This is a genomic window from Crocosphaera sp. UHCC 0190, from assembly GCF_034932065.1.
Lineage (GTDB): Bacteria > Cyanobacteriota > Cyanobacteriia > Cyanobacteriales > Microcystaceae > UHCC-0190.
Genome location: NZ_JAYGHP010000007.1, coordinates 1 through 26,358, shown reverse-complemented (window position 1 = coordinate 26,358; position 26,358 = coordinate 1). Strand labels below are relative to the sequence as shown.

Sequence of the window (26,358 nt, the reverse complement as noted above, 5' to 3'; positions counted from 1 at the left end):
CTGATTGTAAAAAAATCTATTTTAATGATAAACCCCTATGGCATCATGATGGGGTTATGGGATGCGGTAAATCATTGATGTAGGGGCAATTCATCAATTACCTCTACTGTGTAATGTATCAACTCGCAAACGGCCGTAATGGGGAAAAATCAACGCTCAAAACTCTGAGTTAGAAAAGATGGCTTAACTCTGAGATATCTGACGCGCTTTTCCAACCCTCCATTCCCGCACACCAAACATAAGTTTGAGGGGTTATGCCCTGATTTAAGAGTTGTTCGGCGGAAAAAGGCCCAGTTTGTTGATTATCTTTATAAAGATACCATTTTCTTTGAGTTGGGGCTTGGGGTGCTGTTTCAACTACTTGATTTTCTACTGTATTTTGTTGAGTAGAAGTGGTTTGTAATGGTTTCTCATTATGATAAATATCTGTGGCTGCATAGAGTTGATAATCATTAATAACTTGCTTAATAATTTCAGCTTCTCGTTTATATTCTGGGCTATCTTTCCCCCCTTGTTTTTGTAATTCTTGGGCGCGATTTTCTAGATAAGTTGTGAATTGTTGATAAAGTTGTTGTTTTTGTTGGGGGGTTTCTGCTGCGGTCAATTTTTGGGTAATTTGTCGTTTAATTTCTTCTTGATCAGGACGACAGGCCCGCACTTCTAAGATTTGTGATGCTTCTTCCCAACTTGAGGCAATATCAACGTTTTGTGAACCTATATTAGTTGGACGAGTATAACGGATGGTATTTTCTCTAGTTGCCTGATTTTCTGATAGATATAATACGTTTAATGCTCTTGCTTGAATCACTAATTGAAAGATTTTAGGATCTTCGGGAAAGATATCCCAAAATGGGGGTTCTTTTTGAATGTGTACAGGAATAGGTAAGTCCCTGGGTTCTCCTCGTAATTGGGCGCGTTTTGCTTCAATACTGTCCCCTTTCCAGTCTTGATAGGATTGTCTTAATTCTTTCATACCATCAATACATCGTAAAGAAAATCCCCCTGTTTCTTGTACAAAGACGATACGATGACGTTCTGGATCGCCTAAAGGTTTAATGGCGTTTTCTCCAATATCATTAAATTGTTGTAGCAGGGGAAGAAGTTTTTGGGCCGCAGGATCGGCAGTATTCCTTCCTCCTAAAAGGGCAACATTAATATTGGTAGCGGGAGTAAATCCGGCATCTTTTCCAGATAAAACTGCTTTATCCATCAAGATTAATGGTTTAGATTTATTGTAAGCAATGCGAATATTATTGACAATTTCTGTCTCATCATTGAACAGTTTAAAGAGGCGATCGCAAGCGGCCATCTCGGTATAAAGATGACTATTTTTCGGGGTTCTCTCCACAACGATAATTTTACTATACTTATAGATAATATCTCCTAAGTCATCTTCTTGAACATCGGGAATTTGGGTAATATCAAATAAGCGCATATATTCATCAGCGCGACGGTTTTTCTTCCAGAAAGGACTCGCTTCTTTAAGAATATCTTCTGAGAGGGTACTACATACTCTATCTAACCCGATCTCAAACCGACTTTTGCTTCCTTGAGTATCGGCCCCTAATTGTTCAATTAAGTCTTGATAGAGTTCATTAAGTTTATCCCGTTCATATAGTTTAATACCATTAATGCTTAAAGCGTCAGCACTTTCTGCTTGATGATCTGCTTCTTGTGCAAACTGATCTCTTGTCTGTATTAAACGCTGTTGAAAACGGTTTAAACGTCGTTCTAATTTGTCTAATTCTTCTTTTAATCTATCAATGACAATTAAGGAAGCAGCGCGGGTTTTTCGTTGAATTGTTGCCACTAAACTTCCTTCAAGATTAGTTAAAATATTATCACAACAGACTTCCATTCTATCCTGTTTTGTAATGCCATACCGTGATTTGATTTGGGTGAATTCCTCTAAAGCTTGTTCATATTGTTTCTGTCTTTCGGTTTCTCTTAGTCCCCAAATTTGTTCTTGTTGCTGACTAAATCTTTGTCTAATATCATCAAAGATTTGTCGCACAATTGTGATAAATGTCTGGGCAAATTTAGTCCCATAATTACGATCTTCTAAAATTCGATAAAGTTCCGTTTCTAGGCTACTTCTTCCTTGAGTAATGATGCGATCGCGGTTATCATAAATACGTTGAAAATAGTCCCCATGTAATCGTTCATCAGGACTTAATTCTCGAAAATGATCTTGGCGAAAAGTATTAACTTCTTGCCTAATAAATTGATCTAAATCTTTAATTTTACCCTGTTCTTTGCCCAAAAAATTAATTCCTTTGGCTGTACATTGTAAATAATTTTCTTGATTAATAGTTTGCCGCAGTTTATTAATCCATTGGGACACTTCTTCTAAATAAGATTTATCTTGTGCTGCCCCTAAGTCCGTTAATAATTCAACATCAGTTAAACGCATCCTTTTAAGAATATCGTTTTTGATTAATTCCATCGAATCTGCTGGTAGTTTTGCATTTTCATTTAACCACCAATTAACTAAATCTTTAGCAAGTCGATAACATAAAGAACTGCGAATCTGAGAAATTGGGATTTCTATGGTAGATAGACCAAAACTCATGAAATTCTTGGGATAACCTCTACCGCCAGGATCTGCCTGGGCCCAAGCTGATTTAATATTATCTCGGATAGATCGCTTATGGGGTGAAAAATCTGAGGTCAAATCTAAGAAAATATTTTGAGCAATCATTTCTCGAATTTGTTCAAGTTTAAAGTCACTTTCCCCATTTTTTGTTCCCACTAAATAAGTAAAATCAAAGGGGGCGCGATTGCTGCGAACTTCATCAGCTAAATTCTTACTAAATTGACTATGATATTCTGTCCGATAGTCAGAAAAGTAACTTAATTCCATCATGGCCCCATAGCCATTTGCTAAGACGCGATCACCTACTTTTATTCCTGCAAATGCTTGAGGCATAGGAACAATTGCGGTTATTAAAGGACTACCTTCCCCTTCTAACCATTTACGCACACAATAGCCCATATCGATGAGCATTCCGCTACCTGTTCCCCCAGAAAGTGACCCGGTAATAAACACATTAATGGCATTGGTACTAACTTTAATACCATAGTTATTTAACATGAAATTTTCACGGCCTTTAACTCGGTTTGTCGCGGCTAAAAACTTATCTCGAATATCATGATAATTACAAAATAAGGCAAATCTTCCACAAGCGCGAATTTGTCCGGCCCCTGCTTCTAAGGAGGTAATATTTCTTTCTAATTCCCTGGGAAACCAACTATCAATCCAAGGATATTGTTCCATACTAGAAACCATGGAACTCACTTGTTTACCACTAACACTGGCCCAATGTTTTTCATGATCTTTAAAAGGACTTCCCCCTGCTTCGGGGTTATTAATTTTATAATCTTTATCTGTATCAACAACTAAAAAACTTAGGATCGGAAATTTTTCTAAACTGCCATAGGTTTCTTCTACTAATCTTCTAATTCTCGATAAAATTTCTGCTCCGGTTCCTCCCACTCCCACTAAGATAGTGGGAACCATGCTTTTTTCTTCAACTGCTGCCATTTTTTCCTCCTTATTCCAATTATTGATACTATTTTAATGATCAGTCAGGGCGGGTTTATGTAACATATTTGAGAGAAGCATAGAATTTGAGCAAAACCCACCCCTACAAATTGTGGGTAATTTATTATTAACAAGGGGATATAAACGGTAAACCTGCTGCTATCATCAATGCTGTTACAATAATTGTACCAATAAATGCCGTTCCTAAAGAAATTTTACCTGATGCGTCCATAGACATTTTAAAAAGTCCTTGAAACACCCAACGATCTAGAGGTAAAACCAACAACCAAAGGAAAGCAATAACCGCACATCCTAACCAAAAATTGATCCATTTCCAGTTACCATTAAAATGACTAAAAAAGTCTCTCAAAAATAATTCTTCAAGATAGGTTCCTCCGGTATTAGATAAACTAATATTATCACGATAAATCCCACCAGTTTGCCGAGCAGCAGACCTTAAATTAGGGACATCTCCATCCCCAAAAACTAGAGAATTAATCTTAATCTTTTGGCCGGTTGCTTGAGTAACAGCAGATTGAGTTAAAGTGACACCTGTATCAGTTACTATTAACAATTCACGACAATGATTTGCTTGCTCTCGTAAAACTTCTGTCGTTTCCTTAATAACAATATCTAGGTCATCTTGTGAGGGTTCAGGAATTAATTGATAGGGTAAATTGGGATCGCTTAACCTTCTACTCAATTCATCAGTAACAACCCCTTGTTGTGATTCCATTGTTGAGGTTAATTTTGGGGCTTTTCCGCCTCCAATACCAAAAATTTGCACCTTATTCGGCACAGCTAATTTAGAATTTTCTTCGAGATAAGCATTAACGGCTTTAACCTCTTGATCCATGATAGAATTGGGAGAATTAAAAGGTTGGGGTTGATAAGTGCTACTACTTAAATCCAGGGCGATCGCCACAGCAACGGGGGGTTTTCCTAAACGCAGTAACCCAAATAATAAGGCTAGTGCTAAAAAGATACCTACCAATATTAAAGGGGTATAAAATAGCGGGTTTTCTATTACTTTGCGTCGGTACTTTAACAATGAAGTTTCTCCTTAATGTTAATTGAATTGTAGTAGTTACAAGGCAGGGTGGGTTTTTATCTGAGTCTAATAGGATAATTGACAAAGCAGGGCGGATTTATTTAACCTATTTGTGAGAATCATATAATTTTGAAAAAACCCGCCCCTAAAAAAAATGAAAACGGCTATTTAAGGGGGTCAAATTGATAATTTGACCCTTTTGGCCCTTGATTTCCTTTAACTGCTTTTACTAGGGGAACTTCATCAAATAGATTAAAATTTGTGGTACTATCTGTTAGGATAACACCTTGATTAAATGCTTGAGCAATTGCGGCTCGATCTGGGGTTTTACTAACTGTATCTATCAAGGCTTTTGTGGCATCATAAGCGGTGGCAGTGCGCCAACTTACTCGACCTTTCCAACTATTAATGGCATCTTTGGCAAAGGGATCATTAGGACTAAAACTCCAAGGAACAGCTAATACCATCCCTGCGATCGCGTCTCCTCCTTTAACTAAAATATCAGCATTATAAAGTTCATCTCCCCCCATTAATATTAAGGGAGAAGCACTATTTTGATTTGCCTTGGCAATTTCTACAGCTTTGGTTACTTGATTTTTACTGAGGGCTAGAATAGCAATTTTTGCACCCTTTTGTTGTGCGCTACTTATGGCATCACCAGGGTTAAAATTAGGAGAATTAATATCAATTTGTTCGATTACAGTACCTTTAACTGCGGGTAAACTATTAATAATTTCTTGTTGTAGTTGTTGACTATAAGAACTATCAGGATTAGAAAAAAGAACAATGGCTGGTGAGGGTTGCTGTTTACTAGCATATTGGGTCAAGGTTTTGCCAACTGCTTGTAAATAATTCACCAATAACTCATCGCCTTTTTGTTCCACAGAAATGGTTCTCAGCGTTGGCTTTCCCCCAGTCTTATTAAAACTACTTGTTAATGGAGATAATACGGCGATTCCTGCCTGTTCATACTGTTTTAAAGCGGCTTGACTACCTGGATCAATGCCATAACCAACAATGCCTAAAATATCGGCTGTATTAATAATTTCTTGAGCAATATTGGGGGCTTTCATGGGATCGCTACTATCAATAATTGCCACTTCTAAAAGCCTTCCTGAAGGGGGTGAAGACTGATTATATTCGGTTTGATATTTGGCGACTCCCCGCAAAATCTCCGCAGCAGAATCTGCACTAATGGTAGTAGGTACAGCAACCGCAATGGTGATAGGATTTCCGGCTTTTTGGGCCTTAGAATTATTGAGATACATCAGTCCTTCAGGATCATTGGGATCTTCCTTGACTGCGGTTTGATAACTGGCGATCGCTTCTGGCCAGTTTTTTTGTTCAAAGGCCTTGGCCCCTGCTTCTTTATTAGGAGTTGGTTTTAATAAGATTTGTTCTCCCCGACTGACATTTTCCCCTTGGGTGGGATTAACGGTGGTATCGGTAGGAGATGGGGAGGAAATAGATTCTAAGGGTTGATTTTTGGGTTTTAACAGTAGATATGAACCGACACCACCCCCTATCAAGAGGAGAGCCACGACAATCATAACAGGCACTAACCAGGCTGGAGTCCCGTTACTGGAACTTCCTGCTACAACGGTTTTAGCGGGTTTATTGCCTGTCTTTCCTGGCTGCATTGCTTCTTGGGGTAAGCCGCAGATAATGCAGTCAGGGCCGGTGTTTTGTTGGGGAGTGTGGGGAGATGCCCCAGGATATTGCTTCCCGTCTTTGGGGACTCCATCACAAGTCCATGAACTCATCTGCTATTTTTCTCCTAATCACCATCTCATCAATTAGTAACGATTTTTTCGGGGAAAGCTGTAACTTTCTGTGATTTTTTCGTTATAAGGTAAGCTTAACAATTTTTTTTCAGATTGTCTGTACCAGTAGATGTTAAGAAGTTTAACTGAACTTCCCTTAATTAAGATTCTCCACAGATTTCTGAGGAATTGTTTTGAGAGTTGATGATGGGGATAGGCTTCTAAAATATAAGGTTCCAACGCTGATTAAAAATAAAATATAAATAATAATTTGTCCTAAATACAAGTTTTGTCGATAGCCAAACAAGGATTTTAAAATAATACCTGGAAATTGTTTGTCTGGTAAAATTTCTGTCCCGTCCCAAATTAACGGCCCCAAAATACAAGAATCTCCAGGAAAAATACACCAAGTAGCAAAACTGGGATCAAGTTGAGAGAGAAAAATAATTGTCAGGTTAAGATGTTTTAATACCCCAATCACTAATCCTCCTACTACTAAGAGTAAGAAAATTCCCATCACTTTAAAAAAGAGACGAATATTAATTTTAATACCGAGTTGAAATAAGAGAAATCCTAAAATTGCAGCCGTTGTTAATCCAGTTACTGCTCCAATAGTGGAAGTTTGCCATCCTGCTTGAAATTTAGCAACAACAAATAAAACAGTTTCAAATCCTTCTCTTAAAACCGCGATAAACACTAACAAAAATATTCCCTTTCCGGCTCCATTTTTTTGGATTAAGGCTGCTTGAATACCTTGTTCTACTTCTGCTTTTAAAGACTTGCCTTGTTGAGTCATCCAAATCAACATCCAACTTAACATCAAGATGGCAACTAAACCAAACGATGCGGCTAAACATTCTTTAATGACTGGGGTATAGGGACTCTGATAGGTGTTAACACCTTGGAGAATTCCTCCTAATAAAAAACCCACCATAACACTAGCAACAATACCGCCGCTAATGCCTTGATATACCCAGCGATTAAGTTTGGTTTGTTGGACTTTTTTTAAGCAAGCTAGGACAATTCCTACCACTAATGAGGCTTCAAATCCCTCTCTTAAGGTCACAACAAAAGTAGGTAAAGCAGCACTTAAATCCATGATTTTATGGGCTTACTTGATTACTTCTAAATTATACATAATCTCGTAACATTTTCTTGAGTTCAATGTTATGAACTTCTTCTTGACCAATCATTCCCCGTGCAAATTCTTCGATGTAGATACTCGCATCTTGTACTGCTGTTAAAAGCAATTTATACAATTCTAAAGCTTTCCCTTCATGGTTAAGACTTTCGGTTAAAATTGTGTGCAAGCTATGCTCATGACTTTCTTCCATCGGAGCAATTTTTAAGCTAGGATGTCCTTCTAATCCTGTGAGAATTTCTCCGACTTGTTGAGCATGAAGCAGGGATTCTGTGGCTTGTTGTTGGAAAAATTGTACAATAGGAATACGATTGGGGCCTGTTACCATTAAGGAATAATGAGTGTAGCGCACAACACCAGCTAATTCATATTCCATGATGGTGTTGAGAATTTCAATGGTTTTTTCGCGTTCGAGTTCTCTCATTTTTGTCCTTGCTGAAGAGAAAGATTCATGTTTAATGACAATATTTTCAACTTAATCCCTGTTCAGGATAATTACTTTATATCGTCAAGAGCATACCCTTCTATTCTAAAGCATATTACATCTATCTTTTTAGAGACTAATGGGAGTTAATTAAATCTAACTTTATCTAAAGCAGTTTAATTATTGGTTTTGGGTTTTTCTAAAATAAAGCTTAAGTTTTTTCAGGGATTAATTGTTATGTTAATTACAGTTAATCCTGATTTATTGTGATAAGGAGTTTGGTTGTAAGAGAATTTTACTTATTCTGAGGACTGTCTAAGATTAATTGGTTGTTGAGTGGGAGTATTTCTGATAGGTGATCGCTGTTTATTAGATTGAAATATTATATCGTTCCTTGATACTGGTAAAATAGATCAGAGATCATCAATAATGTCAACAATTATTAACGGCAAATGTCCCCTGTAACTATTTCTAAATCCCTTAATTGGTTGTATCGAGGAACTAGGGAAATTTTTCCTAATCAACCAGACTCAAATCACCCTGAAGAAAACCTAGTAAAATTGTTAGAGCAATGCGATCGCCCCTTAAGAGTTAAACTAGGAATTGACCCCACAGGGACAGATATTCACTTAGGCCATAGTATCCCTTTTCGCAAGTTACGGGCTTTTCAAGATGCGGGCCATACAGCCGTGGTCATTATTGGAGATTTTACCGCACAAATTGGCGACCCGACCGGAAAATCAGAAGTCCGTAAACAATTAACTTCCCAACAAGTTAAAGATAATGCAAAAAGTTATCTTGATCAACTCCGTCCCATTTTAGATTTTGATACCCCAGGACGGTTAGAAATTCGCTATAATTCTGAATGGTTAACTGACTTAAATTTAGCTAAAATTCAAGAATTGTTAGCCACAATGACTGTGGGGCAAATGTTAGCAAAAGAAGGATTTTCTGAACGCTATAAACAAGAAAATCCGATCTTTCTTCATGAATTTTTATATCCTTTGATGCAGGGTTATGATTCAGTGATGATCGATGCAGATGTGGAGTTGGGAGGAACGGATCAAAAGTTTAATATTGCTGTTGGTCGAGACTTACAAAGATACTTTGATAAAAAGCCTCAATTTGGTTTGTTATTGCCGATTTTAATTGGCACTGATGGCACACAAAAGATGTCAAAATCCCTCAATAATTATGTGGGTTTACGAGAAGATGAGTTATCAATGTATTCTAAATTAGAAAAAACCCCTGATGCTTTGATCAAGGATTATTTTGAACTATTGACTAATTTATCTTTAGAAACATTACCGGAAAATCCGAGGGAATGTCAAAAGCAATTAGCTATCGAAATTGTGTCTCAATTTCATGGGAAAGAAGCAGCATTAATGGCACAAAAGACTGCTGAAGATTTAGTCAAAAATAAAAGCACTGCGTCAACAGATGCAGTTCCAGAATATGAATTATCAAAGATTGAATTTCCCGCCAAATTATTCTACATTTTAAGTGCTAGTGGACTCTGTGGTAGTAGTGGGGAAGGAAGACGACAAATACAAGGAGGTGCAGTGCGTTTAGATGGGGAAAAAGTGACAGATGTTAATCTCAGTTTTGACAGTCCTGAACAACTTAAAAATAAAGTCTTACAAGTAGGTAAGAAAAAGTTTATTAAGTTAGTATAAATAAAAGTAAGGTGGGCAATGCCCACCGACAAAGTCATGTTTACTAAGTCCGACGTTTGGCCAAGAGCAAACCCGTGATCGTCAAGAAGCTTATACCTAGTCCACATACAATGTCATAAAAGCAATGTAGCCAAGTAGCGTTTAGCCAACTACCATTATGAATGGCACGACTTAACTGATAAACTGACTCAGGTGCCTGACGTAGCAAAACGTTAGTCCAGCCAGTTATGGCAAAGATGAAACCCACTGATCCAAAGACTGGAGAGACTATGTGATGATACTTGCGGACGTTTTGGTTAGGCTTCGGTGATTTTCCTTCTCTAGTGCTTCGCCAAATCCCTATTCCGGTGACAAACAGGGCTAGTATAGAGAAAGCAACAAAGCCGTTGATCACTTGATAAGTAAACTCATTTACTGGTTGAAAGCTGTGCCATCTCTGGAAAAAACTGTACAGCCATTCTAGCTCAAAATCACGCCCGATCGCAATCAGACTCCCGGAAAGCGCATACCAAACTATTGGCAATGCAATCACAATTGTACCCAAACGTTTATGGAATAAAACCCATTGACGAAGAGATCCCTGGTGAGGAAACGACACTTTTTGCCCCTGATCAGGTTTAGTCAATAATTGGGGACTATTTTGTTTTGGTTGCTCACTCATAGATTAAAAAAACGCACCAAAATTTGATAACAAGCATAATTTAGGAATTATTGACGTTTTTTACTACATAAACCAGCAAACCCAAAAACACCTAAACCTAACAAGATAGACGGTTCAGGAACACCAACCGCTTGAAAATTTATTGTAAACTCTCCGGATTGCAACAAACGTTCTCCCTCATTAGGATTGAGATCAATCAATCTCAATGTTGCTGAATAATTTTTAGTTTCTGAAAGTTGTGGAGCATAAACATAAGGTTTAAATGCAAAATCATCCCCTTTACCAATCTCAGTTTGCTGACCGATTGAATCCAATAAAGTTTGTCCATTACTATCAGCAAATATTAAACCTGGGGTAATATATACTAATTCAAAAGCAATGGTTGCATTATCACCCAGTAAGGTATTCCAACGATCACTACCACTATGATAAACTCCCGCAATATAGGGGTCATCTAAACTATCAGCTAGATGCTTAACTGGTTTAGTGGTTAAATCAGAGAAAATATTGTCCTCTGTTTTGATACTAACCATTTGACCTTTAAACGCTCCTGTCCCTTGAACAAGCTGTAAGGGAGGTAAGTTAAAACTGATTTCTGGAAGCTGATTATTGGTATTAGTAGGAATGATGGTAGGACTATCAAAAGGTCCAGTATAACTATAGATTCCAATACCATGAAAGTGACTATTTTCTGGGGGTTCATGGGTATGGGGAAATAGCAAAGACAGGTGATTATAGTTGGGGTTTGCCAATCCTGCGTATGTCCCACTAACGAAGGTTTCTAAACTATCTCGTCCCACAACCATATGATGATGACCAAAATGTGCCTGAGCCAAGGTAACTTCAGCAGTAGAGAAAATAGATAATGCGACTAAAGGAGAACCTAACAAAATGTTAGTAGCGGGTTTTAAGAAAGTCATGTTGTGTTCTTAATGTTCAATAACATCCGCCATTGTGCCTAAGGTTTTTATAAGTGTCAAAAGACAGCTTGTCAAACATTTTAACGACAGCTTGTCAAACTTTAAGATGTGTAAAGTGTCTTGTTATTTATTCAGGATAATATCCAGTTTTGATGACATTTGTGATGTAAAACTCAAGACTTTTTTAAAAAAATATAGCTTCTTACTTAACTTTGACAACTGGTATTTTGAAAAATTGTCTTAATTATGCTTTTACTAAACCCGAAGGAAGTTAGAATGAATTAAACAATCAATCCAGCCGATCATATCTACTTCTTATGACTCAACCCATTAACCTGTTTGAATACGAATCCTTAGCCAAACAAAAACTTTCAGGAATGGCATGGGATTATTATCGTAGTGGTGCATTAGATGAAATTACCCTCAGAAAAAATAGAACAGTTTTTGAACAATATCAACTCTATCCTAAAATGTTAGTTGATGTGAGCAATATTGACTTATCAACTAATATTTTAGGGCAAACTTTATCAATGCCGATTGGGGTTGCACCTATGGCCTTTCAATGTTTAGCTCATCCTCAAGGTGAAAGAGCCACAGCAAAAGTGCTTTCTGATTTAAAAACGTTATTAATCCTCAGCACTTTATCAACCACCAGTTTAGAAGATGTTGCCGCTTGTCAATCTCATAATTTAAGATGGTTTCAATTGTATATTCATCGAGATAAAGGATTAACCAAAGCTTTAGTTGAAAGGGCAGAAAAAGCAGGTTATACTGCCTTATGTGTGACGGTAGATGCCCCCATGATGGGACGTAGAGAAGCAGATGTTAGGAATCAATTTACCTTACCACCACATTTACAATTAGCTAACTTGGTCAGTCTGACAAATTTAGCCATTCCCTCAACCATTGGTGAGTCAGGATTATTTGCTTATTTTCAACAACAAATTGATCCTAGTATCACATGGAAAGATATAGATTGGTTGCAATCTATCACTAAACTTCCTATTGTTTTAAAAGGAATTTTAAGGGCAGATGATGCCCGTTTAGCAGTTGAAAATGGAGTCAAAGCAATTATTATTTCTAATCACGGAGGACGACAATTAGACGGTGCGATCGCCTCTTTAGATGCCTTACCACACATTGTTACCGCAGTGGGTGATAAAATTGATATCCTAATGGATGGAGGAATTCGGCGAGGCACTGATATTTTTAAATCCTTAGCATTAGGCGCAAAAGCTGTATTAATTGGTCGTCCGATTTTATGGGGTTTAGCGGTTGATGGAGAAGCAGGGGTTAACCATATTTTACAACTCTTAAAAGATGAATTGATTTTAGCAATGGCCTTAAGCGGTTGTCCGAATATTCAAGAGATTAATAACAATTTTTTGATTAAATAATCAATGAAAAGTAACGATTTATGTTGAATATTCATCAAGATGACTAATAGCTGGTAAAATTTTCTTGTATTGTCATTATTTCTAATACTAATACAACGGAAACGATATTAAAGCCACAAATGCTAATACGAAAATCCTAAAATTATCCTATGAATCAAAGATTAAATATTCACAATTATTATCAAAATTTTCTGTGGTTATTCAAACGGTTTAATTTTTTCAAACTTAAGGAATTACTCGGACTTGACTTACGTTCTCTTGCCTTGTTCCGATTTTTTTTAGGCTTATTAATTATAATCGATTTAATTAATCGCGCTCAAGATATTAAAGCCCATTATACAGAATCTGGCGTTTTTCGTTTAGCAGCACTCACTAATGAATTTTCTGGTCGCTGGTTTTGGTCTTTACATTTTATCAATGGCACCGTTTTTTTTCAAGGAATTCTCTTTTTAATTGCTGGATTATTTGCCTTTTTTTTACTAATTGGTTATCGAACTCGACTGGTTACAATTATATCATGGTTATTTTTGATCTCGCTTCAGAACCGCAATCAGATGATCTTGAGTGCGGGAGATACAGAACTTCTTTTACTACTATTTTGGGGTATGTTTCTACCTTTAGGAGCTTATTACTCTGTAGATAATGCCCTTAATTTATACGCGAAAAATTTACCTAAAAGAATTCTTTCTGGGGCAACAATAGCTTTAACATTACAAATTTGTTTTATTTATTGGTTTGCTGCCTTTTTTAAGATGAAATCAGAATCATGGGAGAAAGGGTTAGCTGTTTATAATTCTTTAAATGCTGATTATATAGTCACCTCTTTCGGGGCTTTTCTGCGTCATTTTCCAACCTTATTAATGATTTTTACTTTTGCTACTATTTGGTTAGAATTATTGGGGCCATTTCTATTATTTATTCCTATCAAAAACAATTATTTTCGCTACCTAGCAACCTTTATGTTCATCTCATTACACCTAAGTTTTGGCATAGTATTTAGGTTAGGACTATTTCCCTTAATTGGTGCGACAGCTTGGTTAGCATTGTTACCAAGTGAATTATGGGAAAGCATTAATAATAGACTTAAAACTTCCAAATATCAGCAATTAAAAATTTACTATGATCAGAAATGTAAAAGTAGTAAAAAATTATTGTGTTTATTTAGTACATTCCTCTTTTTATCAGACATTCCCTTAATTCCAGCCCAGAATAATCCAGAAGTTTTCAAATCATTAAAGTCAGAAAATTCTTGGGTCGTTATTGATGATCAAGGAAAGCAACATTTTCAGTTTAAAGCAATTATTTATCTCAGTCGCTTTTCTCCCTTATCAAAAATTTTAGCTTCTCTTCTAAAATGCTATCCCCTACAATGGATAGGAAGAAAAATATTCAACAATCAACTTTTAACTAATCCCCTAATAACTAGGAATTTAAAGTTTCATGAATTCAAAGTAAATTCATCGTGGTCAACCAATGTTATTGCTTTATGTTTAATCTTAATTATCTTTTTTTGGAATATCAGAAGTCTTAATCCTTCAAAGGTAAAACTTCCACAAACCATCAAAGAAATTGTCTATAGTTTAAATTTAATCCAAAAATGGGATATGTTTTCTGAACCTACTGGTGCCGCAGAATGGTACGTTATTCCTGGTCAACTTAAAGATGGCACAAAAATTGATGTTTTTCGAGATGGAAAACCGATTATCTGGGAGAAACCAGATCTCAACTTCGCAGCATTTAAAAATATGCGGTGGCGTAAATATTTAACCCGTCTTAATAGTAAAAATTATGAAAAACATCGTCTTTATTATGGTAAATATCTTTGTTTTCGCTGGAATAGTAAACATCAAGGAGATAAACAACTTAATAACTTCAAAATTTATTATCTCAGCCAGAAGATTAAGTCCAAGGATCAATCTTCTAAAATAAATCGCATTTTTTTATGGAAACACAGTTGTTTTAAATAATATAAAGATTAAATTTTTATCAGAACTTCTCCTAATCAAACCAAATCCGCTTTAAAAAGTAGAGTTATTAAAACCAACAAAACCCAGTAGAGACGTTGCCTGCAACGTCTCTACGTTAATCTATTTTGATAACCGGATTTGGTATCAAACCATAAAACGATCAGATAAAATTAGTTTTAAAGTGACTAGATAAAACTATTATGACTTTTTTTGATAACGCATTCCTGGCAACTGAGTAATTAATCCTTCTAGTTCTAATTGTAACAATCCCCCAGAAACTTGTGGGGTATTTAAACCTGTTTCTTGAACAATTGTATCAAAGGATTTCCCTTCATTGGTAATGACTTGAAATATCTTTAATAAATCGGGTTCTAACTTCGGTAAAGATTGGGGACTTGGTGATTCAAATAGTGATAATTGTTGAGGTTGATTAAGATTAGGAATCGCTCCCAACATCTCTAATAATTCTTCTTCTGTAAGAATCATTTCTGCCCCATGATGAATTAATCTTAAACAACCTTTTGCCTGGATAACATCAGGAGAATTGGGCAAAGTATAAACATCTCGACAAAATTCGTTAGCATAACGAGCAGTAATTAATGCCCCAGATTTTTCCGGTGCTTCCATTACTAAAACTGCCCGACTTAACCCCGCAATAATTCGATTTCTGGCAGGAAAATGACGGCGATCACCTGGAGTTCCAGAGGGATATTCACTCACAATTAATCCTTTTTGTTGAATAGTTTTATGTAGTTGTTGATGACTACTGGGATAAACCACATCTACCCCCGTTCCTAACACAGCAATAGTTCTTCCTCCTGCGTCTAAACAAGTTTGATGGGCTACTCCATCAATTCCTGCAGCCATCCCCGAAACCACCGTAAAGCCATGTTTAACAAGGGCCACAGTGATTTTCTGAGTCCACCGACGACCATGTTCTGTGGGGTAACGAGTGCCAACAATACCAATTAAGGGTGTATTTCCTTGATTTTCGGCTAAATCTGGCTGTCCTTGATAATATAATAGGGGGGGTGGGCTAGGAGTTTCTAATAAAAGACGGGGATAATTTGGGTCAGCAGGTGTCCAGAATTGCGGGTTTTTTTGTTGATGTTTCTCTAATAATTCTGATGGATTTGATTGCGATCGCTGTTGTTTAATGGTATTAATTAATTTGAGTCCTAAGCCTTCAACTTGTCCTAGGTTTTCTGGAGAGGTTTCCCAAGCAGTTTTTAAGGTTCCAAACTGTTGCCAGATTCGTTTAAGTAACACTGGCCCCACTCCAGAAATGTTTGACCAAGCTAACCAGTAAGCACTGTCTTCTTGCAATTTTATCTCCTTCTAATTAGTCATAGTTTGCTGATTCATGATTTCTGATTTTTTCTTGCCTATTTCTAAGTCTTGAATTAAGTCTAAAGCTTGTTGATAAGAAAGAGAATCTCCTTGTTCTTGAGATAGAATTGCCCCTTGACGAAAATCAGCAATTGCTCCTGCTTTATTGCCTAATTCTAAGTAAACATAAGCTCGATTATAATAGGCGATCGCTAAGTTTTGATCAAGGGCGATTGCTCGTTGATAGTCTTCTAAAGCGTTTTGATATTGTTGTAACCAAAAATAAGCAGTTCCTCGATAATTATAAACCTCTGCGCTAGGTTCTAGGTCAATAACATGAGTGAAATCTGCAATTGCTCCTGCAAAATCTTCTTGAGAGTGACTACGAATTAAACCCCGTTTTAAATAAGCCTCTGCACTATTTGGATTCTCTTGAATCGTTTTCTCAACTTCTTCCAATTCATCGACATCATAATGAGCGATAATGATGGGATGAATATAATTTTGTTTGACTTTAATTTGGGCATTTGCTGATAGAATAAACCAACCAAAGCAGTTAACGAAAATAATTAAACCTTGTCTGATGATTCTAGATTTCATAAAATTGATAGGAGTCAATAGGAATGATAAACTAATAATAACAAAAATAAGTAATCTCCAATACATCAATGATTCAATTATATAATATTTGAGTTACTCTAGAAGGGTTGGATTTAACATTATTCAGGAACTCTCGATGAAAGTCGCCGTATTTAGTACCGAACCCCATGATCGTCATTTTCTTGACCTAGCGAATCAGTCTATGAATACCAATCATGAATTAGTTTATTTTGATACTCGCTTAGAACCCAAGACGGCCTCTTTAGCTGAGGGTTTTCCTGCTATTTGTGCCTTTGTTAATGATGATCTTGGTCAGGAAACTTTAAAAAATTTGGCATCTCATGGGATAAAATTAATTGCCTTACGGTGTACGGGATATAATAATGTAGACTTAAAAACGGCTGCTGAACTGGGAATAAAAGTAGTTCGGGTTACGGCTTATTCTCCTTATTCTGTGGCAGAATTGGCTATAGGATTAATTTTAATGTTAAATCGTAAACTTTATAAAGCTTATAATCGTGTTCGGGATGATAATTTTTCTTTAACTGGATTATTAGGATTTGATCTTCATGGTCGAACAGTGGGTATTATTGGAACGGGTAAAATTGGCGTAATTTTTGCCAAAATTATGCAAGGATTTGGTTGTCATTTACTAGGATATGATCCCTATCCTAATCCTCAATTTAAAGCTTTTGAAAATACTCACTATGTCGATTTACCTGAATTATTAGCCAATTCAGATATTATTTCCTTACACTGTCCTTTGACCCCTGAAAACTATCATTTGATTAATGAAACAACTATAGAGCAGATGAAAAATGGCATGATGTTAATTAATACCAGTCGCGGTCAATTAATTGACACAAAAGCTGTGATAACTGGCATTAAATCAGGAAAAATTGGTTACTTAGGAATTGACGTTTATGAGCAAGAAGATGACATCTTTTTTAAAGATTTATCTGGTACAATTATTCAAGATGATACATTTCAATTACTCCAATCTTTCCCCAATGTAGTAATTACCTCCCATCAAGGTTATTTTACCGAAAATGCCCTTAATGATATTACCACGACTACTATTAACAGCCTAACAGAATTTGAGGAAGGAAAACCCCTGAGCAATGAAGTCAAAAATCATTAAAAATATAACTATATCTAGGTTAAAGTTAAGATAGATTCGTCTTGGGGACTGTATGGAAAATTTTTTTTATAGGGCCATGGCACTAATACGCTTGGTCTATAGTCCCCAACTTTTATCTATGCCATGCCCCTAAGTAACACAAAATAGATAAAATAGATTTTGCTATTGTTATTAAAAAAAATGCAACTATTTCCCTCATTTGTTCTTGCTTCTGCTTCCCCGGCCCGTCTCAAACTACTACAAACAGTTGGCATTAATCCTATTGTCTGTCATAGTAACTTTGATGAATCCCAAATTCAAGAAAATAACCCTCAAGAATTAGTCCAAATCTTAGCAAATTGTAAAGCAAAAATTGTCGCTCAACAATATCCAGACTCTCTCGTTTTAGGGTGTGATTCTTTGTTAGTTGTAGAAGGAGAAATTTATGGTAAACCAGACTCTCCCGATGAAGCGATCGCTCGTTGGCAAAAAATGCGAAATAATCAAGGAGTATTGTACACGGGTCATGCCATTTTTGATGGCAAACAACACAAAAATTTAAGTGATTGTGGTACAACAAAAGTCCACTTTGCTGACATCGATAATAGAACGATTAAAGCCTATGTTAACACTGGAGAACCCCTCAAATGTGCGGGATGTTTTGCCTTAGAAGGAAAGGGAGGCTTATTTGTTGAAAAAATCGAAGGCTGTCATAGTAATATTATCGGTTTGAGTCTGCCTTTGTTAAGAAAAATGTTACAAAAATTGGGTTATGATGTCCAAGATTTTTGGCAAAATGATATTCATCTAAATTAAGCAAAAAGTCAAGTTCAAACAGCCCAACAAACATCAGAAACAGTCCCGCAAGGAGAAACAGCTTAATTAAAAAAATAGTAGGAAGTGGAGTCAATGAGTTATAATCATTTTAATCCCACAAATTATTGACTCCATCCCTTCCTAAAACGTCGTTTTTTTAAAGGTTAATTTAGGCAAAATTTAATTAATTACCATGAATAATAACACAAGTTTATCAACCGAAGACTATCAAAAAAAAATGCAGCGACGCAAAGAAATTCAAGAAAAACGAGTCGCCGAAGCATCAACTGAAAAAGGGTTAATTATTGTTAATACAGGAAACGGCAAAGGCAAAACCACCGCAGCATTAGGAATGGTGATGCGATCACTTGGTCACGGTTTCCGAGTCGCTATTATTCAGTTTATCAAAGGAGCTTGGGAACCGGCCGAAAAAGCTGTTTTCAGTCATTGGGACAAACAACTAGAATTTTATGCCATGGGAGAAGGATTTACCTGGGAAACTCAAGATAGAGAACGGGATATTCAAAAAGCTCGTGAAGCTTGGGAAAAAGGATTATCCTTTATTCGTAACCCAGACTATCAATTAGTCCTACTCGATGAAATTAATGTCGCTCTCAAATTAGGTTATCTCGATGTCCAAACCCTATTAACTGGACTGTCAGAAAAACCCGAAAATACCCATGTTATTTTAACCGGACGTGGTGCGCCCTCAGAATTAATTGAAGTCGCTGACTTAGTGACTGAAATGAAATTAATCAAACATCCTTTTAAAGAGCAAGGAGTGAAAGCTCAAGCAGGGATCGAATTCTAACCCTTATTCTTTTAAACAAGTGCTGAGAATACGATGATCATTGTCACTAATCTTGTTAAGACGATGATAGCCTTGTAAATTCATTTCTGATACTTGAGCATTGCTTGCCATAGGGGAAGAGCTTTGCAATGAAATAGAATAGGCATACTTACTGCCGTCATAAGGGTCAACAATTGACAAATTCATCTGACCCCCGTTAAGTGTCCCCGAAAAACAGCTAAACTCAGATTGTGGCAGATAAACCGCCCCTTTAATTTCCCCTTTTTCTATACGAAAGACCATGTATTCTTGTCCAATTTCTTCCGCATGGGGAGAGCGGCCATAAAGATAGACCCCATTGGCGAGCAAATGAGAGGAAGATGTTTGTGCTAATAGGGGTGATTGAGCTACCCTGTTTTGTGGGTTAGGGGCCCCTTTCTGTGCGGCCACAGCAGGCAAACCGTTAAGGGTTCCTAAACCGAGAAAAAAACTAATGGATAAGAAAGAAAGATGTGTGAGTGAGGGTAAAAACGATTTGCAAAATAACATTGTGTGTGTTTCTCTTAAAAAATTTTGACAGCCAGTTGATATGTCTCCACCATACCCAGACCAAAAAGAGGTAAACTCACCCGAAAAGGTGACTCTTTTTCATACAAGAGAATGATTCGATTTCCAGACATTCCGGAATTATGTCAGTGGTTAGTTAATTGACCACTTTTGTCCTGGTTTAAAACTTAGACAGGAACAACGTGAATAACATACCCAGTACAGGTATGGGTGTTTAACACAGGGTTCCAAAACTTCCCACAAAAATAAATGTGGTAGGGACTTAGACCAGCGCGCAGATGTTCCTCACAACCAACTTCATTTTGCAATCACTTTCCCTGGTGCGTCAATTTTTTTCTTAAGTTTTAACAAGTTGTCTTCTCACCCCATCAACCCATCACCCCCTCACATCCTCACGTCCCCTTATTTCCTCTAATAATCCGGCACAAGCATCTAACAATAAATCGATCACCCGATCAAACCCTTCTTGCCCTCCATAATAAGGATCAGGGACTTCTTTTTCGGGAGATTGAGTCGCAAAATCACACATCAAACGCACCTTGTCCCGATAGCAATTTTGTCCATCAAGGGTTAAGATATCCTGATAATTTTGTCGATCCATTGCTAAAATCAAGTCAAACTTTTCAAAGTCAGATACGTCAAATTGTCTGGCACTGCCCAAAAGTTCAATTCCTCGACGGGCCGCTGTTGCCCGCATTCGCCGATCAGGAGAAGCCCCAACATGATAACTTGATGTCCCTGCCGAATCGCAAACGATCAAATGTTCTAACCCTTGCTGTTTGAGCAAATAGTTCATAATATTCTCGGCTGAGGGAGAACGACAAATATTACCGAGACAGACAAACAACAATTTATAAGCCATAAATCTTCACAAATGACGCTTACATCAGAGATGATAGGAAAATTCTGGGGTTAGCTCTCCAAGCAAATACCTAGATTCCTAACCCAATTCAATGCTAAGGTTCAATCATTAATTTTGTAAACCTATTTTTACAGAGGCAACCACTTAATGCTGAAATTACCCAAAAAAACCCGATCTTACGGCTCTTATTACAATAGCTCTTACTATAATAAAGGGAAAAATCGGCCTAAAATTTCCTTATTATGGCTAATTATCTCTATTCCGGTATTAATTATCCTATCAGAACTCTTAGCACAAGCTTATCTAGGGATTACGGGTACAGGCAACAATATTAATGGCAAATCGCCTTTAGTACAAGCCTATAAACTAAAATTTTTAACGGCAACGGAAAAACCCATCGAAGGTTTGATCGATCAAGGTAAATTAGTGGTCAAACGTAGCCCCACGACGGGTTATGAATTAGTCAGTAAACAAAAGAGTGAATTCTTGAAAATTAATGAGCAAGGGTTACGGGATAATGATCCTCTCCCTTTAGCTAAACCCAAGAATGAAATTCGTATTTTTGTCTTAGGGGGTTCCACTGCTTTTGGGCAATTAAACCCCAATAATGATGCTACCATTAGTCATCGATTAGAAACCCGTCTTAAACAGCGAGTAAGTCAACAAAAAAGTTCTCCGGCGAAATATCGTCCTGATGTTTTTCCCTTTTTTGTACCAACTAGACAACAATTAATGAAATTGCCCCCGAAAATTCGAGAAGGGAATTATCGGGTGATTAATGCGGCAGTTCCTGGTTATACTTCTGGCAATGAATTAGCACAATTAGCTCTAAAAATTCTACCTTATCAACCCGATTTAATTGTGGTTTTAGATGGTTATGGGGATGTAATGTTATCCAGTAATTCCCCTCAAACTGATATTCCCCATATTGATGAATTTTTAGCTGATGCTAAGGGACATTTTCAGAATTCTTTAAACTTTTCCTTTGATCAATGGTTACAAAATACTGGATTAGTTAAACTGATTAATTCCTGGACAGGTTCTGCTAAAACTACCTTACCTGTCGCCCAAACAAGTCTAGTGGTGAATAATGATGGCAAAGCTTTAAAACATTTTTTACCGAATAATCAAGAAGAATTAAAACAACGAGTCGAACGTTATCGAGTAAATCATCAACGATTAATTCAGATGTCTTCTCGCCTAGGTATTCCGGTGGTTCTGGCAATTCAACCTGAAATTACTGGCCGCCCTGTTGAGAAACTTTCTGCTGATGAAAAAGCTATCCGCGATCGCATTGGTAACGAATATGTTGAAAAATTCCCCAAAGCTTATGGAGAGTTTGTTAAGACAACACAACAGTTAGCGAAAGCTTATCCTAAAAATGTGAAAGTTGTGAATTTCTATAACGGTAATTCTAATTTTCCGACTCCGATGTTTGCTGATACAGTTCATCTTACAGATAAGGCCAATACTCGGTTAGCTGAAAACCTTTATCATGCCATTACTGCTTGGGAAAAAATTCAAATTATTCCCCAGAACTATTATCTCAAAAACAATTAATTAGTAATAGGGAATAGGGAATAGGTTTTAGTGTTAAAATCCCCCTATTCTTCGGACTTATTTTACTGGTTAAGTAGATTGTACGTTTAGTATATGAAAAAAAAATCATCCGTCATTGGTTTGGATCTCGGTGGAACTGCGATTAAATTAGGACTTTTTCTGGAAGATGGTACTTGTTTAAACTCCCTAACAGTTGCCACTCCTCAACCTGCCACCCCAAAAGCCGTTTTAGGGGCAATGATAACGGCAATTCGGGAACTTAATCACGATCAAGACTGTCTCGCCTTAGGAGTAGGAACCCCAGGGCCAGCCGATGGAACCGGAAGAATTGCGAAAGTAGCCATTAACCTCTCAGGATGGCAAGATGTCCCCCTTGCTGACTGGTTAGAAGAAGCAAGCGGACTGCCCACCACTATCGCTAATGATGCCAACTGTGCGGGGTTAGGAGAAGCTTGGTTAGGGGCGGGAAAATCCTTTAAAAACCTCATTTTATTAACTCTTGGTACGGGAGTCGGTGGGGCAATTATTCTCAATGGTCATTTGTTTACCGGACATTTGGGGGCAGCCGGGGAATTAGGGTTAATTACCTTAAATTTTGATGGCCCCCCCTGTAATAGTGGCAACCAAGGGTCATTAGAACAGTATGCCTCTATTCAAGCAATTCGTCGCATGACAGGCAAAGAACCAGCAGAATTAGGTCAATTAGCGCAAAAAGGCAACCGAGAAGCCTTAGAATTTTGGCAAGGGTATGGTCGCTTATTAGGGGCAGGTTTAGCGAGTTTAATCTATGTTTTAACCCCAGAAGCCGTTATTATTGGAGGTGGAGTCAGTGGCAGTACACCCTATTTTTTTCCTGCTACCCTAGAGGAAATAGAAAGAAGAGTTTTACTCAGTTCTCGACAAGATTTACAGTTATTGACGGCAAAATTAGGTAATCAAGCAGGGATGATTGGTGCAGCTAAATTAGCCTGGGAATTGGTAGTTAGTCAAAGGCTAAATTTGTAAAATAATTAGGGGAATAAAACCATGAGCAAGGTGACAGCAAATGACCTTCAAGAACTCAAAGACTTGATCAATAGCGGATTTACAGAAATCAAGCAAGATATTGTTGAGGTCAGACAAGATATTGGTAACGTTAAACAAGATATTAGTAATGTCAAACAAGACATTGTTGAAACAAGACAAGATATTAGTAACGTCAAACAAGACATTGTTGAAACAAGACAAGATATTAGTAACGTCAAACAAGATATTACTGAACTTAAAGAAGATATTAATGGAATAGATAAGCAAATAGGAATTGTTGATGCTCGTCTAGATGAATGGAAACCATCAATTCATAAAATTAGTGATTTAGCGGAGAAAGTGGGAGAACTTAAGAACTGGAGACAGATCGTAATCATTACAATAACAGCCACTATTAGTGGTGCTATTGGTTGGATAATTCGAGGGGGAAGCCTCAAACCTTAAATTAGTCTAGGAATTAATTGCTAAGTTAACTGGATTGTGAAAAAATGATGGTACAAAAGTTTTTAGATTATGTTTGAACCCTATACAGATTGGTCGATTATCGCAATTTTTATTTTTATTTACAGCCTAATTGCTGGACTTTTAGGACGTACCTGGGTTTCTGATGCTATCGTTTTTTCGTTTACTGGATTATTACTCGGCCCCTTTGGATTGGGAATTCTTCACTTCAATGTTACCTCTGAAAATCTTAAAACAATTGTTGAGTTAACCCTTGCCCTCATTCTTTTTACTGATGCTGCTAATGCCAATTTAGGGGTATTAAAAAATAGTTTGCGTTTGCCTTGGCGACTGTTGGCCATAGGACTACCACTGACGATTTTGCTAGGGTTTGGCTTGAGTACCCTTCTGTTTCCCGAATTTAGTACAGTAGAAGCGGCTTTATTAGCAGTTATGTTAGCCCCTACAGATGCGGCCTTAGGAAAGGCTGTGGTGACAAATCCCCAAGTTCCTGACAATATCAGAGAAGACCTCAATGTTGAGAGTGGCCTGAATGATGGGATTTGTGTCCCCCTTTTGTTGGCCTTACTTGCAATCACGACGGGAAATAATTCAGACAATAACACGGTTAATTTACTAACAACTTTATTTCTGGAACAAATTGGGATTGGAGTCTTAGTCGGGGCTAGTTTTTCCGTCATCGGTACCCAATTACGACAATTCTGTATTAACCAGAACTGGATTGCCCATGATTGGCAACCAGTGCAGGCGATCGCCTTAGCAGTTGGGTGTTTTGCCACTGCACAACACTTGGGAGGCAGTGGATTTATCTCTTGCTTTGTGGGGGGACTTGTTTTTGGGGGAATCGTCAAAAGAGGCAAGAAAGAACTGTTAATCGCCGCCGAAGCGACTGGCGATACCCTCTCTTTGATTACTTGGGTCGCCTTTGGGTCTTCCGTCGTTGTGTTAGTATTCAATCACCCTAGCTGGCAAGCCTTTCTCTATGGGGTTTTGAGTCTGACGCTGATTCGTATGCTTCCTGTATTTATTGCCCTATTCGGTATGAAATTAGACCTATGGACTAAACTCTTTATTGGGTGGTTTGGCCCTAGAGGTTTAGCGAGCATTGTTTTTGCGGTCATTGTCCTGGATGAAAAGTTACCCCACAGTCAAGAAATCGCCATAATCGTCGCTACGACCATTATTTTGAGTATTTTGGCTCATGGTTTAACCGCTAACCCCCTGGCTAACCGTTATGGCCAGTGGATTGCTCAACAGAAAGTCAGCCATTAGGCAATATCCATCAAGAATTAATCACATTATCACCCTGAAAATATTGCTGAAAATATTGCTGGTATAAACGACAACTGGGCATAACTTCATTACCCTTAAGATTGACTAATCCAAAACTCTGTAACTTGATAGCAGTTAATAAATCTAGCTCAATTGCTTCTGGAGCAAAGACCACTTTTTCTAAGGTTTCTAGTAACTCAGAATCTTGTCTTTGTAGGTTGTATAATTGCCGTTGGAGATGGTCACTATAAATCCCACATTTCGCACTTCAAAATGTAGCATCAAAGAAATCTCGAAAAAGATACTTATTTTTCAGTTATATTCTCTATTAAAATAAGAGAACTTTTTGCTGAAGCTCCCTATTAGCATTAAGGGAATTTTATTGAGAATAAAAGCCCACCACTATTGATGATCTATCATAATTTGTCGGTCATTTTTTAACCTGAATTAAGAGAGATAAAAACGGTTATTTTTTACCCAGATAAGATATAATACTTTTGGGAAGAGGTCGGAAAAAAACTTAAGATTAACTGGCGTTCTTCCGTGAGATTAACAATTTGTTTAACTCCTGATAGCAAGAGGAGGTGAATTCCTTGAAAACACTGGAATAGCCATCTTAAGGTTGGGGTTTTAGTTAACTTACCTAATTGATTTTTTAATCCTGTTTTTGCTTCTTTTAGTTGACGACGTAATTCTCTTTGTCCTAAAGAATAAACCAGAAGGCATAAACCCATTAACATCGCCATTGTTTCAACTCTTTGAGGAGATTTAAGAAAAACACTATCGGCAAAAAATAAAGGATCTTTCAGAAAACCAAACCCTCTCTCTGGGGCTTGTTGCTCTTTATATTTAATCAAGATATCGTCAGAACTTAATCTATTGTCGTCGAGTTCATTTGTGGCTAAGATAAATCGTCCTGCTCTTTTTTCTAATTCATTAACTTGATCGGTATTAATTCCAAGAGTTGCTGTGATTTGGAATAAATTCTTCCCGATTTCTTGGTTCTTTTTCTGATTCTTTTCTGGAATTTCTTGAATCTGTATATCGGCAAGTTGATGGTATTTTAACCTCTTAGAAAAATTATTAGCCGCCTCAGTCGCTCCTTCAAAGGAAGTGAATTTCTTTTTCATTAATGACTTGAGAGCCTGATGCGCTTTTTGTTTTTCCTTGTCGCTCCTCTCAGACAGTTTTGTCAAATCTGATTCCTTTCTTTTTTGACTTTCAACTAACAACCATCTTTGCTTAATTTCTCCATAAGTTATTACCTCTTCTTTCCAGGAATATCCTTCTATTGAACTAGAAGTTAGTTGATTATCTAAGATATTTTTGACTAATTCTTTAGCTTTGCCCAGAGATAAGGGAACTCTTGATAACCATTTAATTGATGACATTAATTGAAGATTTTTAGCT

The 26,358-nt window shown here is 37.1% G+C and carries 23 protein-coding genes; 10 read left to right on the top strand and 13 right to left on the bottom strand.

Going from position 1 to position 26,358, the window contains the following annotated elements; translation table 11 throughout:
* Positions 1-169: 169 nt before the first annotated feature.
* The 5 genes from VB715_RS11605 to VB715_RS11585 all read right to left on the bottom strand — a co-directional run bounded on the left by VB715_RS11605 (position 170) and on the right by VB715_RS11585 (position 7,923).
* The gene (locus tag VB715_RS11605; protein WP_323301373.1) at positions 170-3,544 is read right to left on the bottom strand and encodes a tubulin-like doman-containing protein; all 3,375 of its coding nucleotides are present in this window, start codon (positions 3,542-3,544) and stop codon (positions 170-172) included.
* A 127-nt stretch (positions 3,545-3,671) separates the two neighbouring features.
* The gene (locus VB715_RS11600; RefSeq protein ID WP_323301372.1) at positions 3,672-4,595 is read right to left on the bottom strand and encodes a VWA domain-containing protein; all 924 of its coding nucleotides are present in this window, start codon (positions 4,593-4,595) and stop codon (positions 3,672-3,674) included.
* 164 nt (positions 4,596-4,759) lie between these two features.
* Positions 4,760-6,358 (bottom strand): ABC transporter substrate-binding protein, encoded by a 1,599-nt coding sequence (locus tag VB715_RS11595; protein WP_323301371.1) that lies wholly within the window; start codon positions 6,356-6,358, stop codon positions 4,760-4,762.
* A 157-nt stretch (positions 6,359-6,515) separates the two neighbouring features.
* The gene (locus VB715_RS11590; protein WP_323301370.1) at positions 6,516-7,457 is read right to left on the bottom strand and encodes an FTR1 family iron permease; all 942 of its coding nucleotides are present in this window, start codon (positions 7,455-7,457) and stop codon (positions 6,516-6,518) included.
* Positions 7,458-7,488: 31 nt separating this feature from the next.
* Positions 7,489-7,923 (bottom strand): ferritin-like domain-containing protein, encoded by a 435-nt coding sequence (locus VB715_RS11585; protein ID WP_323301369.1) that lies wholly within the window; start codon positions 7,921-7,923, stop codon positions 7,489-7,491.
* Between the two features lie 452 nt (positions 7,924-8,375).
* Between VB715_RS11585 and tyrS the strand changes: the two genes are divergently transcribed.
* A complete protein-coding gene (gene tyrS, locus VB715_RS11580) occupies positions 8,376-9,599 on the top strand; it encodes a tyrosine--tRNA ligase (protein ID WP_323301368.1) in 1,224 nt (407 codons plus the stop codon).
* A 43-nt stretch (positions 9,600-9,642) separates the two neighbouring features.
* On the opposite strand, the gene VB715_RS11575 is transcribed toward tyrS, so the two are convergent.
* Both VB715_RS11575 and VB715_RS11570 read right to left on the bottom strand, forming a co-directional pair.
* Positions 9,643-10,260, bottom strand: a complete 618-nt coding sequence (locus tag VB715_RS11575; RefSeq protein ID WP_323301367.1) for a hypothetical protein — start codon at positions 10,258-10,260, stop codon at positions 9,643-9,645.
* 47 nt (positions 10,261-10,307) lie between these two features.
* Entirely contained in the window at positions 10,308-11,180 is an 873-nt protein-coding gene (locus tag VB715_RS11570; protein ID WP_323301366.1) for an all3515 family Zur-repressed PEP-CTERM protein, read from the bottom strand.
* A 317-nt stretch (positions 11,181-11,497) separates the two neighbouring features.
* Between VB715_RS11570 and VB715_RS11565 the strand changes: the two genes are divergently transcribed.
* Together VB715_RS11565 and VB715_RS11560 are read left to right on the top strand one after the other, a co-directional pair.
* A complete protein-coding gene (locus VB715_RS11565) occupies positions 11,498-12,577 on the top strand; it encodes an alpha-hydroxy acid oxidase (RefSeq protein WP_323301365.1) in 1,080 nt (359 codons plus the stop codon).
* 149 nt (positions 12,578-12,726) lie between these two features.
* Positions 12,727-14,544, top strand: coding sequence for an HTTM domain-containing protein (locus VB715_RS11560; protein ID WP_323301364.1), 1,818 nt, complete (start codon positions 12,727-12,729; stop codon positions 14,542-14,544).
* Positions 14,545-14,742: 198 nt separating this feature from the next.
* Here the strand turns inward: VB715_RS11560 and dprA are convergent, their stop codons facing one another.
* Positions 14,743-15,870, bottom strand: a complete 1,128-nt coding sequence (gene dprA, locus VB715_RS11555; protein ID WP_323301363.1) for a DNA-processing protein DprA — start codon at positions 15,868-15,870, stop codon at positions 14,743-14,745.
* 12 nt (positions 15,871-15,882) lie between these two features.
* On the bottom strand, positions 15,883-16,473 hold the full coding sequence (locus VB715_RS11550; RefSeq protein ID WP_323301362.1) for a tetratricopeptide repeat protein: 591 nt from the start codon (positions 16,471-16,473) through the stop codon (positions 15,883-15,885).
* 136 nt (positions 16,474-16,609) lie between these two features.
* Here VB715_RS11550 and VB715_RS11545 point away from each other — a divergent pair, with 136 nt between their 5' ends.
* From VB715_RS11545 to cobO, 3 genes are all read left to right on the top strand, one after another.
* Entirely contained in the window at positions 16,610-17,614 is a 1,005-nt protein-coding gene (locus VB715_RS11545) for a 2-hydroxyacid dehydrogenase (protein WP_323301361.1), read from the top strand.
* 180 nt (positions 17,615-17,794) lie between these two features.
* On the top strand, positions 17,795-18,409 hold the full coding sequence (locus tag VB715_RS11540; protein ID WP_323301360.1) for a nucleoside triphosphate pyrophosphatase: 615 nt from the start codon (positions 17,795-17,797) through the stop codon (positions 18,407-18,409).
* 193 nt (positions 18,410-18,602) lie between these two features.
* Positions 18,603-19,220: a cob(I)yrinic acid a,c-diamide adenosyltransferase gene (gene cobO, locus VB715_RS11535; protein ID WP_323301359.1), complete on the top strand. Its 618-nt coding sequence runs from the start codon at positions 18,603-18,605 to the stop codon at positions 19,218-19,220.
* A 3-nt stretch (positions 19,221-19,223) separates the two neighbouring features.
* Here cobO and VB715_RS11530 read toward each other — a convergent pair whose 3' ends face one another.
* Both VB715_RS11530 and VB715_RS11525 read right to left on the bottom strand, forming a co-directional pair.
* On the bottom strand, positions 19,224-19,748 hold the full coding sequence (locus VB715_RS11530; protein ID WP_323301358.1) for a hypothetical protein: 525 nt from the start codon (positions 19,746-19,748) through the stop codon (positions 19,224-19,226).
* 394 nt (positions 19,749-20,142) lie between these two features.
* On the bottom strand, positions 20,143-20,628 hold the full coding sequence (locus VB715_RS11525; protein WP_323301357.1) for a low molecular weight protein-tyrosine-phosphatase: 486 nt from the start codon (positions 20,626-20,628) through the stop codon (positions 20,143-20,145).
* A 147-nt stretch (positions 20,629-20,775) separates the two neighbouring features.
* Here VB715_RS11525 and VB715_RS11520 point away from each other — a divergent pair, with 147 nt between their 5' ends.
* From VB715_RS11520 to VB715_RS11505, 4 genes are all read left to right on the top strand, one after another.
* A complete protein-coding gene (locus VB715_RS11520; RefSeq protein ID WP_323301356.1) occupies positions 20,776-22,188 on the top strand; it encodes an SGNH/GDSL hydrolase family protein in 1,413 nt (470 codons plus the stop codon).
* Between the two features lie 93 nt (positions 22,189-22,281).
* Positions 22,282-23,193, top strand: coding sequence for an ROK family protein (locus VB715_RS11515; protein WP_323301355.1), 912 nt, complete (start codon positions 22,282-22,284; stop codon positions 23,191-23,193).
* Positions 23,194-23,214: 21 nt separating this feature from the next.
* A complete protein-coding gene (locus VB715_RS11510; RefSeq protein WP_323301354.1) occupies positions 23,215-23,658 on the top strand; it encodes a hypothetical protein in 444 nt (147 codons plus the stop codon).
* 69 nt (positions 23,659-23,727) lie between these two features.
* Complete coding sequence (locus VB715_RS11505) at positions 23,728-24,948, top strand: cation:proton antiporter (protein WP_323301353.1); 1,221 nt, start codon at positions 23,728-23,730, stop codon at positions 24,946-24,948.
* 10 nt (positions 24,949-24,958) lie between these two features.
* Here VB715_RS11505 and VB715_RS11500 read toward each other — a convergent pair whose 3' ends face one another.
* Positions 24,959-25,201: an AAA-like domain-containing protein gene (locus VB715_RS11500; protein ID WP_323301544.1), complete on the bottom strand. Its 243-nt coding sequence runs from the start codon at positions 25,199-25,201 to the stop codon at positions 24,959-24,961.
* A gap of 220 nt (positions 25,202-25,421) precedes the next feature.
* The coding region (locus VB715_RS11495) for an IS1634 family transposase (protein WP_323301352.1) at positions 25,422-26,358 on the bottom strand (937 nt) is incomplete at its 5' end.

Excerpts from the sequence above, each read along its gene's own strand:
- VB715_RS11565 (WP_323301365.1), top strand. The coding sequence starts at position 11,498 with ATGACTCAACCCATTAACCTGTTTGAATACGAATCCTTAGCCAAACAA.
- VB715_RS11585 (WP_323301369.1), bottom strand. The coding sequence starts at position 7,923 with ATGAGAGAACTCGAACGCGAAAAAACCATTGAAATTCTCAACACCATC.
- VB715_RS11550 (WP_323301362.1), bottom strand. The coding sequence starts at position 16,473 with ATGAAATCTAGAATCATCAGACAAGGTTTAATTATTTTCGTTAACTGC.
- VB715_RS11520 (WP_323301356.1), top strand. The coding sequence starts at position 20,776 with ATGCTGAAATTACCCAAAAAAACCCGATCTTACGGCTCTTATTACAAT.
- cobO (WP_323301359.1), top strand. The coding sequence starts at position 18,603 with ATGAATAATAACACAAGTTTATCAACCGAAGACTATCAAAAAAAAATG.
- VB715_RS11525 (WP_323301357.1), bottom strand. The coding sequence starts at position 20,628 with ATGGCTTATAAATTGTTGTTTGTCTGTCTCGGTAATATTTGTCGTTCT.
- VB715_RS11530 (WP_323301358.1), bottom strand. The coding sequence starts at position 19,748 with ATGTTATTTTGCAAATCGTTTTTACCCTCACTCACACATCTTTCTTTC.
- VB715_RS11575 (WP_323301367.1), bottom strand. The coding sequence starts at position 10,260 with ATGAGTGAGCAACCAAAACAAAATAGTCCCCAATTATTGACTAAACCT.
- VB715_RS11505 (WP_323301353.1), top strand. The coding sequence starts at position 23,728 with ATGTTTGAACCCTATACAGATTGGTCGATTATCGCAATTTTTATTTTT.
- VB715_RS11510 (WP_323301354.1), top strand. The coding sequence starts at position 23,215 with ATGAGCAAGGTGACAGCAAATGACCTTCAAGAACTCAAAGACTTGATC.
- VB715_RS11540 (WP_323301360.1), top strand. The coding sequence starts at position 17,795 with ATGCAACTATTTCCCTCATTTGTTCTTGCTTCTGCTTCCCCGGCCCGT.
- VB715_RS11605 (WP_323301373.1), bottom strand. The coding sequence starts at position 3,544 with ATGGCAGCAGTTGAAGAAAAAAGCATGGTTCCCACTATCTTAGTGGGA.
- VB715_RS11595 (WP_323301371.1), bottom strand. The coding sequence starts at position 6,358 with ATGAGTTCATGGACTTGTGATGGAGTCCCCAAAGACGGGAAGCAATAT.
- VB715_RS11560 (WP_323301364.1), top strand. The coding sequence starts at position 12,727 with ATGAATCAAAGATTAAATATTCACAATTATTATCAAAATTTTCTGTGG.
- VB715_RS11515 (WP_323301355.1), top strand. The coding sequence starts at position 22,282 with ATGAAAAAAAAATCATCCGTCATTGGTTTGGATCTCGGTGGAACTGCG.
- VB715_RS11570 (WP_323301366.1), bottom strand. The coding sequence starts at position 11,180 with ATGACTTTCTTAAAACCCGCTACTAACATTTTGTTAGGTTCTCCTTTA.
- VB715_RS11590 (WP_323301370.1), bottom strand. The coding sequence starts at position 7,457 with ATGGATTTAAGTGCTGCTTTACCTACTTTTGTTGTGACCTTAAGAGAG.
- VB715_RS11545 (WP_323301361.1), top strand. The coding sequence starts at position 16,610 with ATGAAAGTCGCCGTATTTAGTACCGAACCCCATGATCGTCATTTTCTT.
- tyrS (WP_323301368.1), top strand. The coding sequence starts at position 8,376 with ATGTCCCCTGTAACTATTTCTAAATCCCTTAATTGGTTGTATCGAGGA.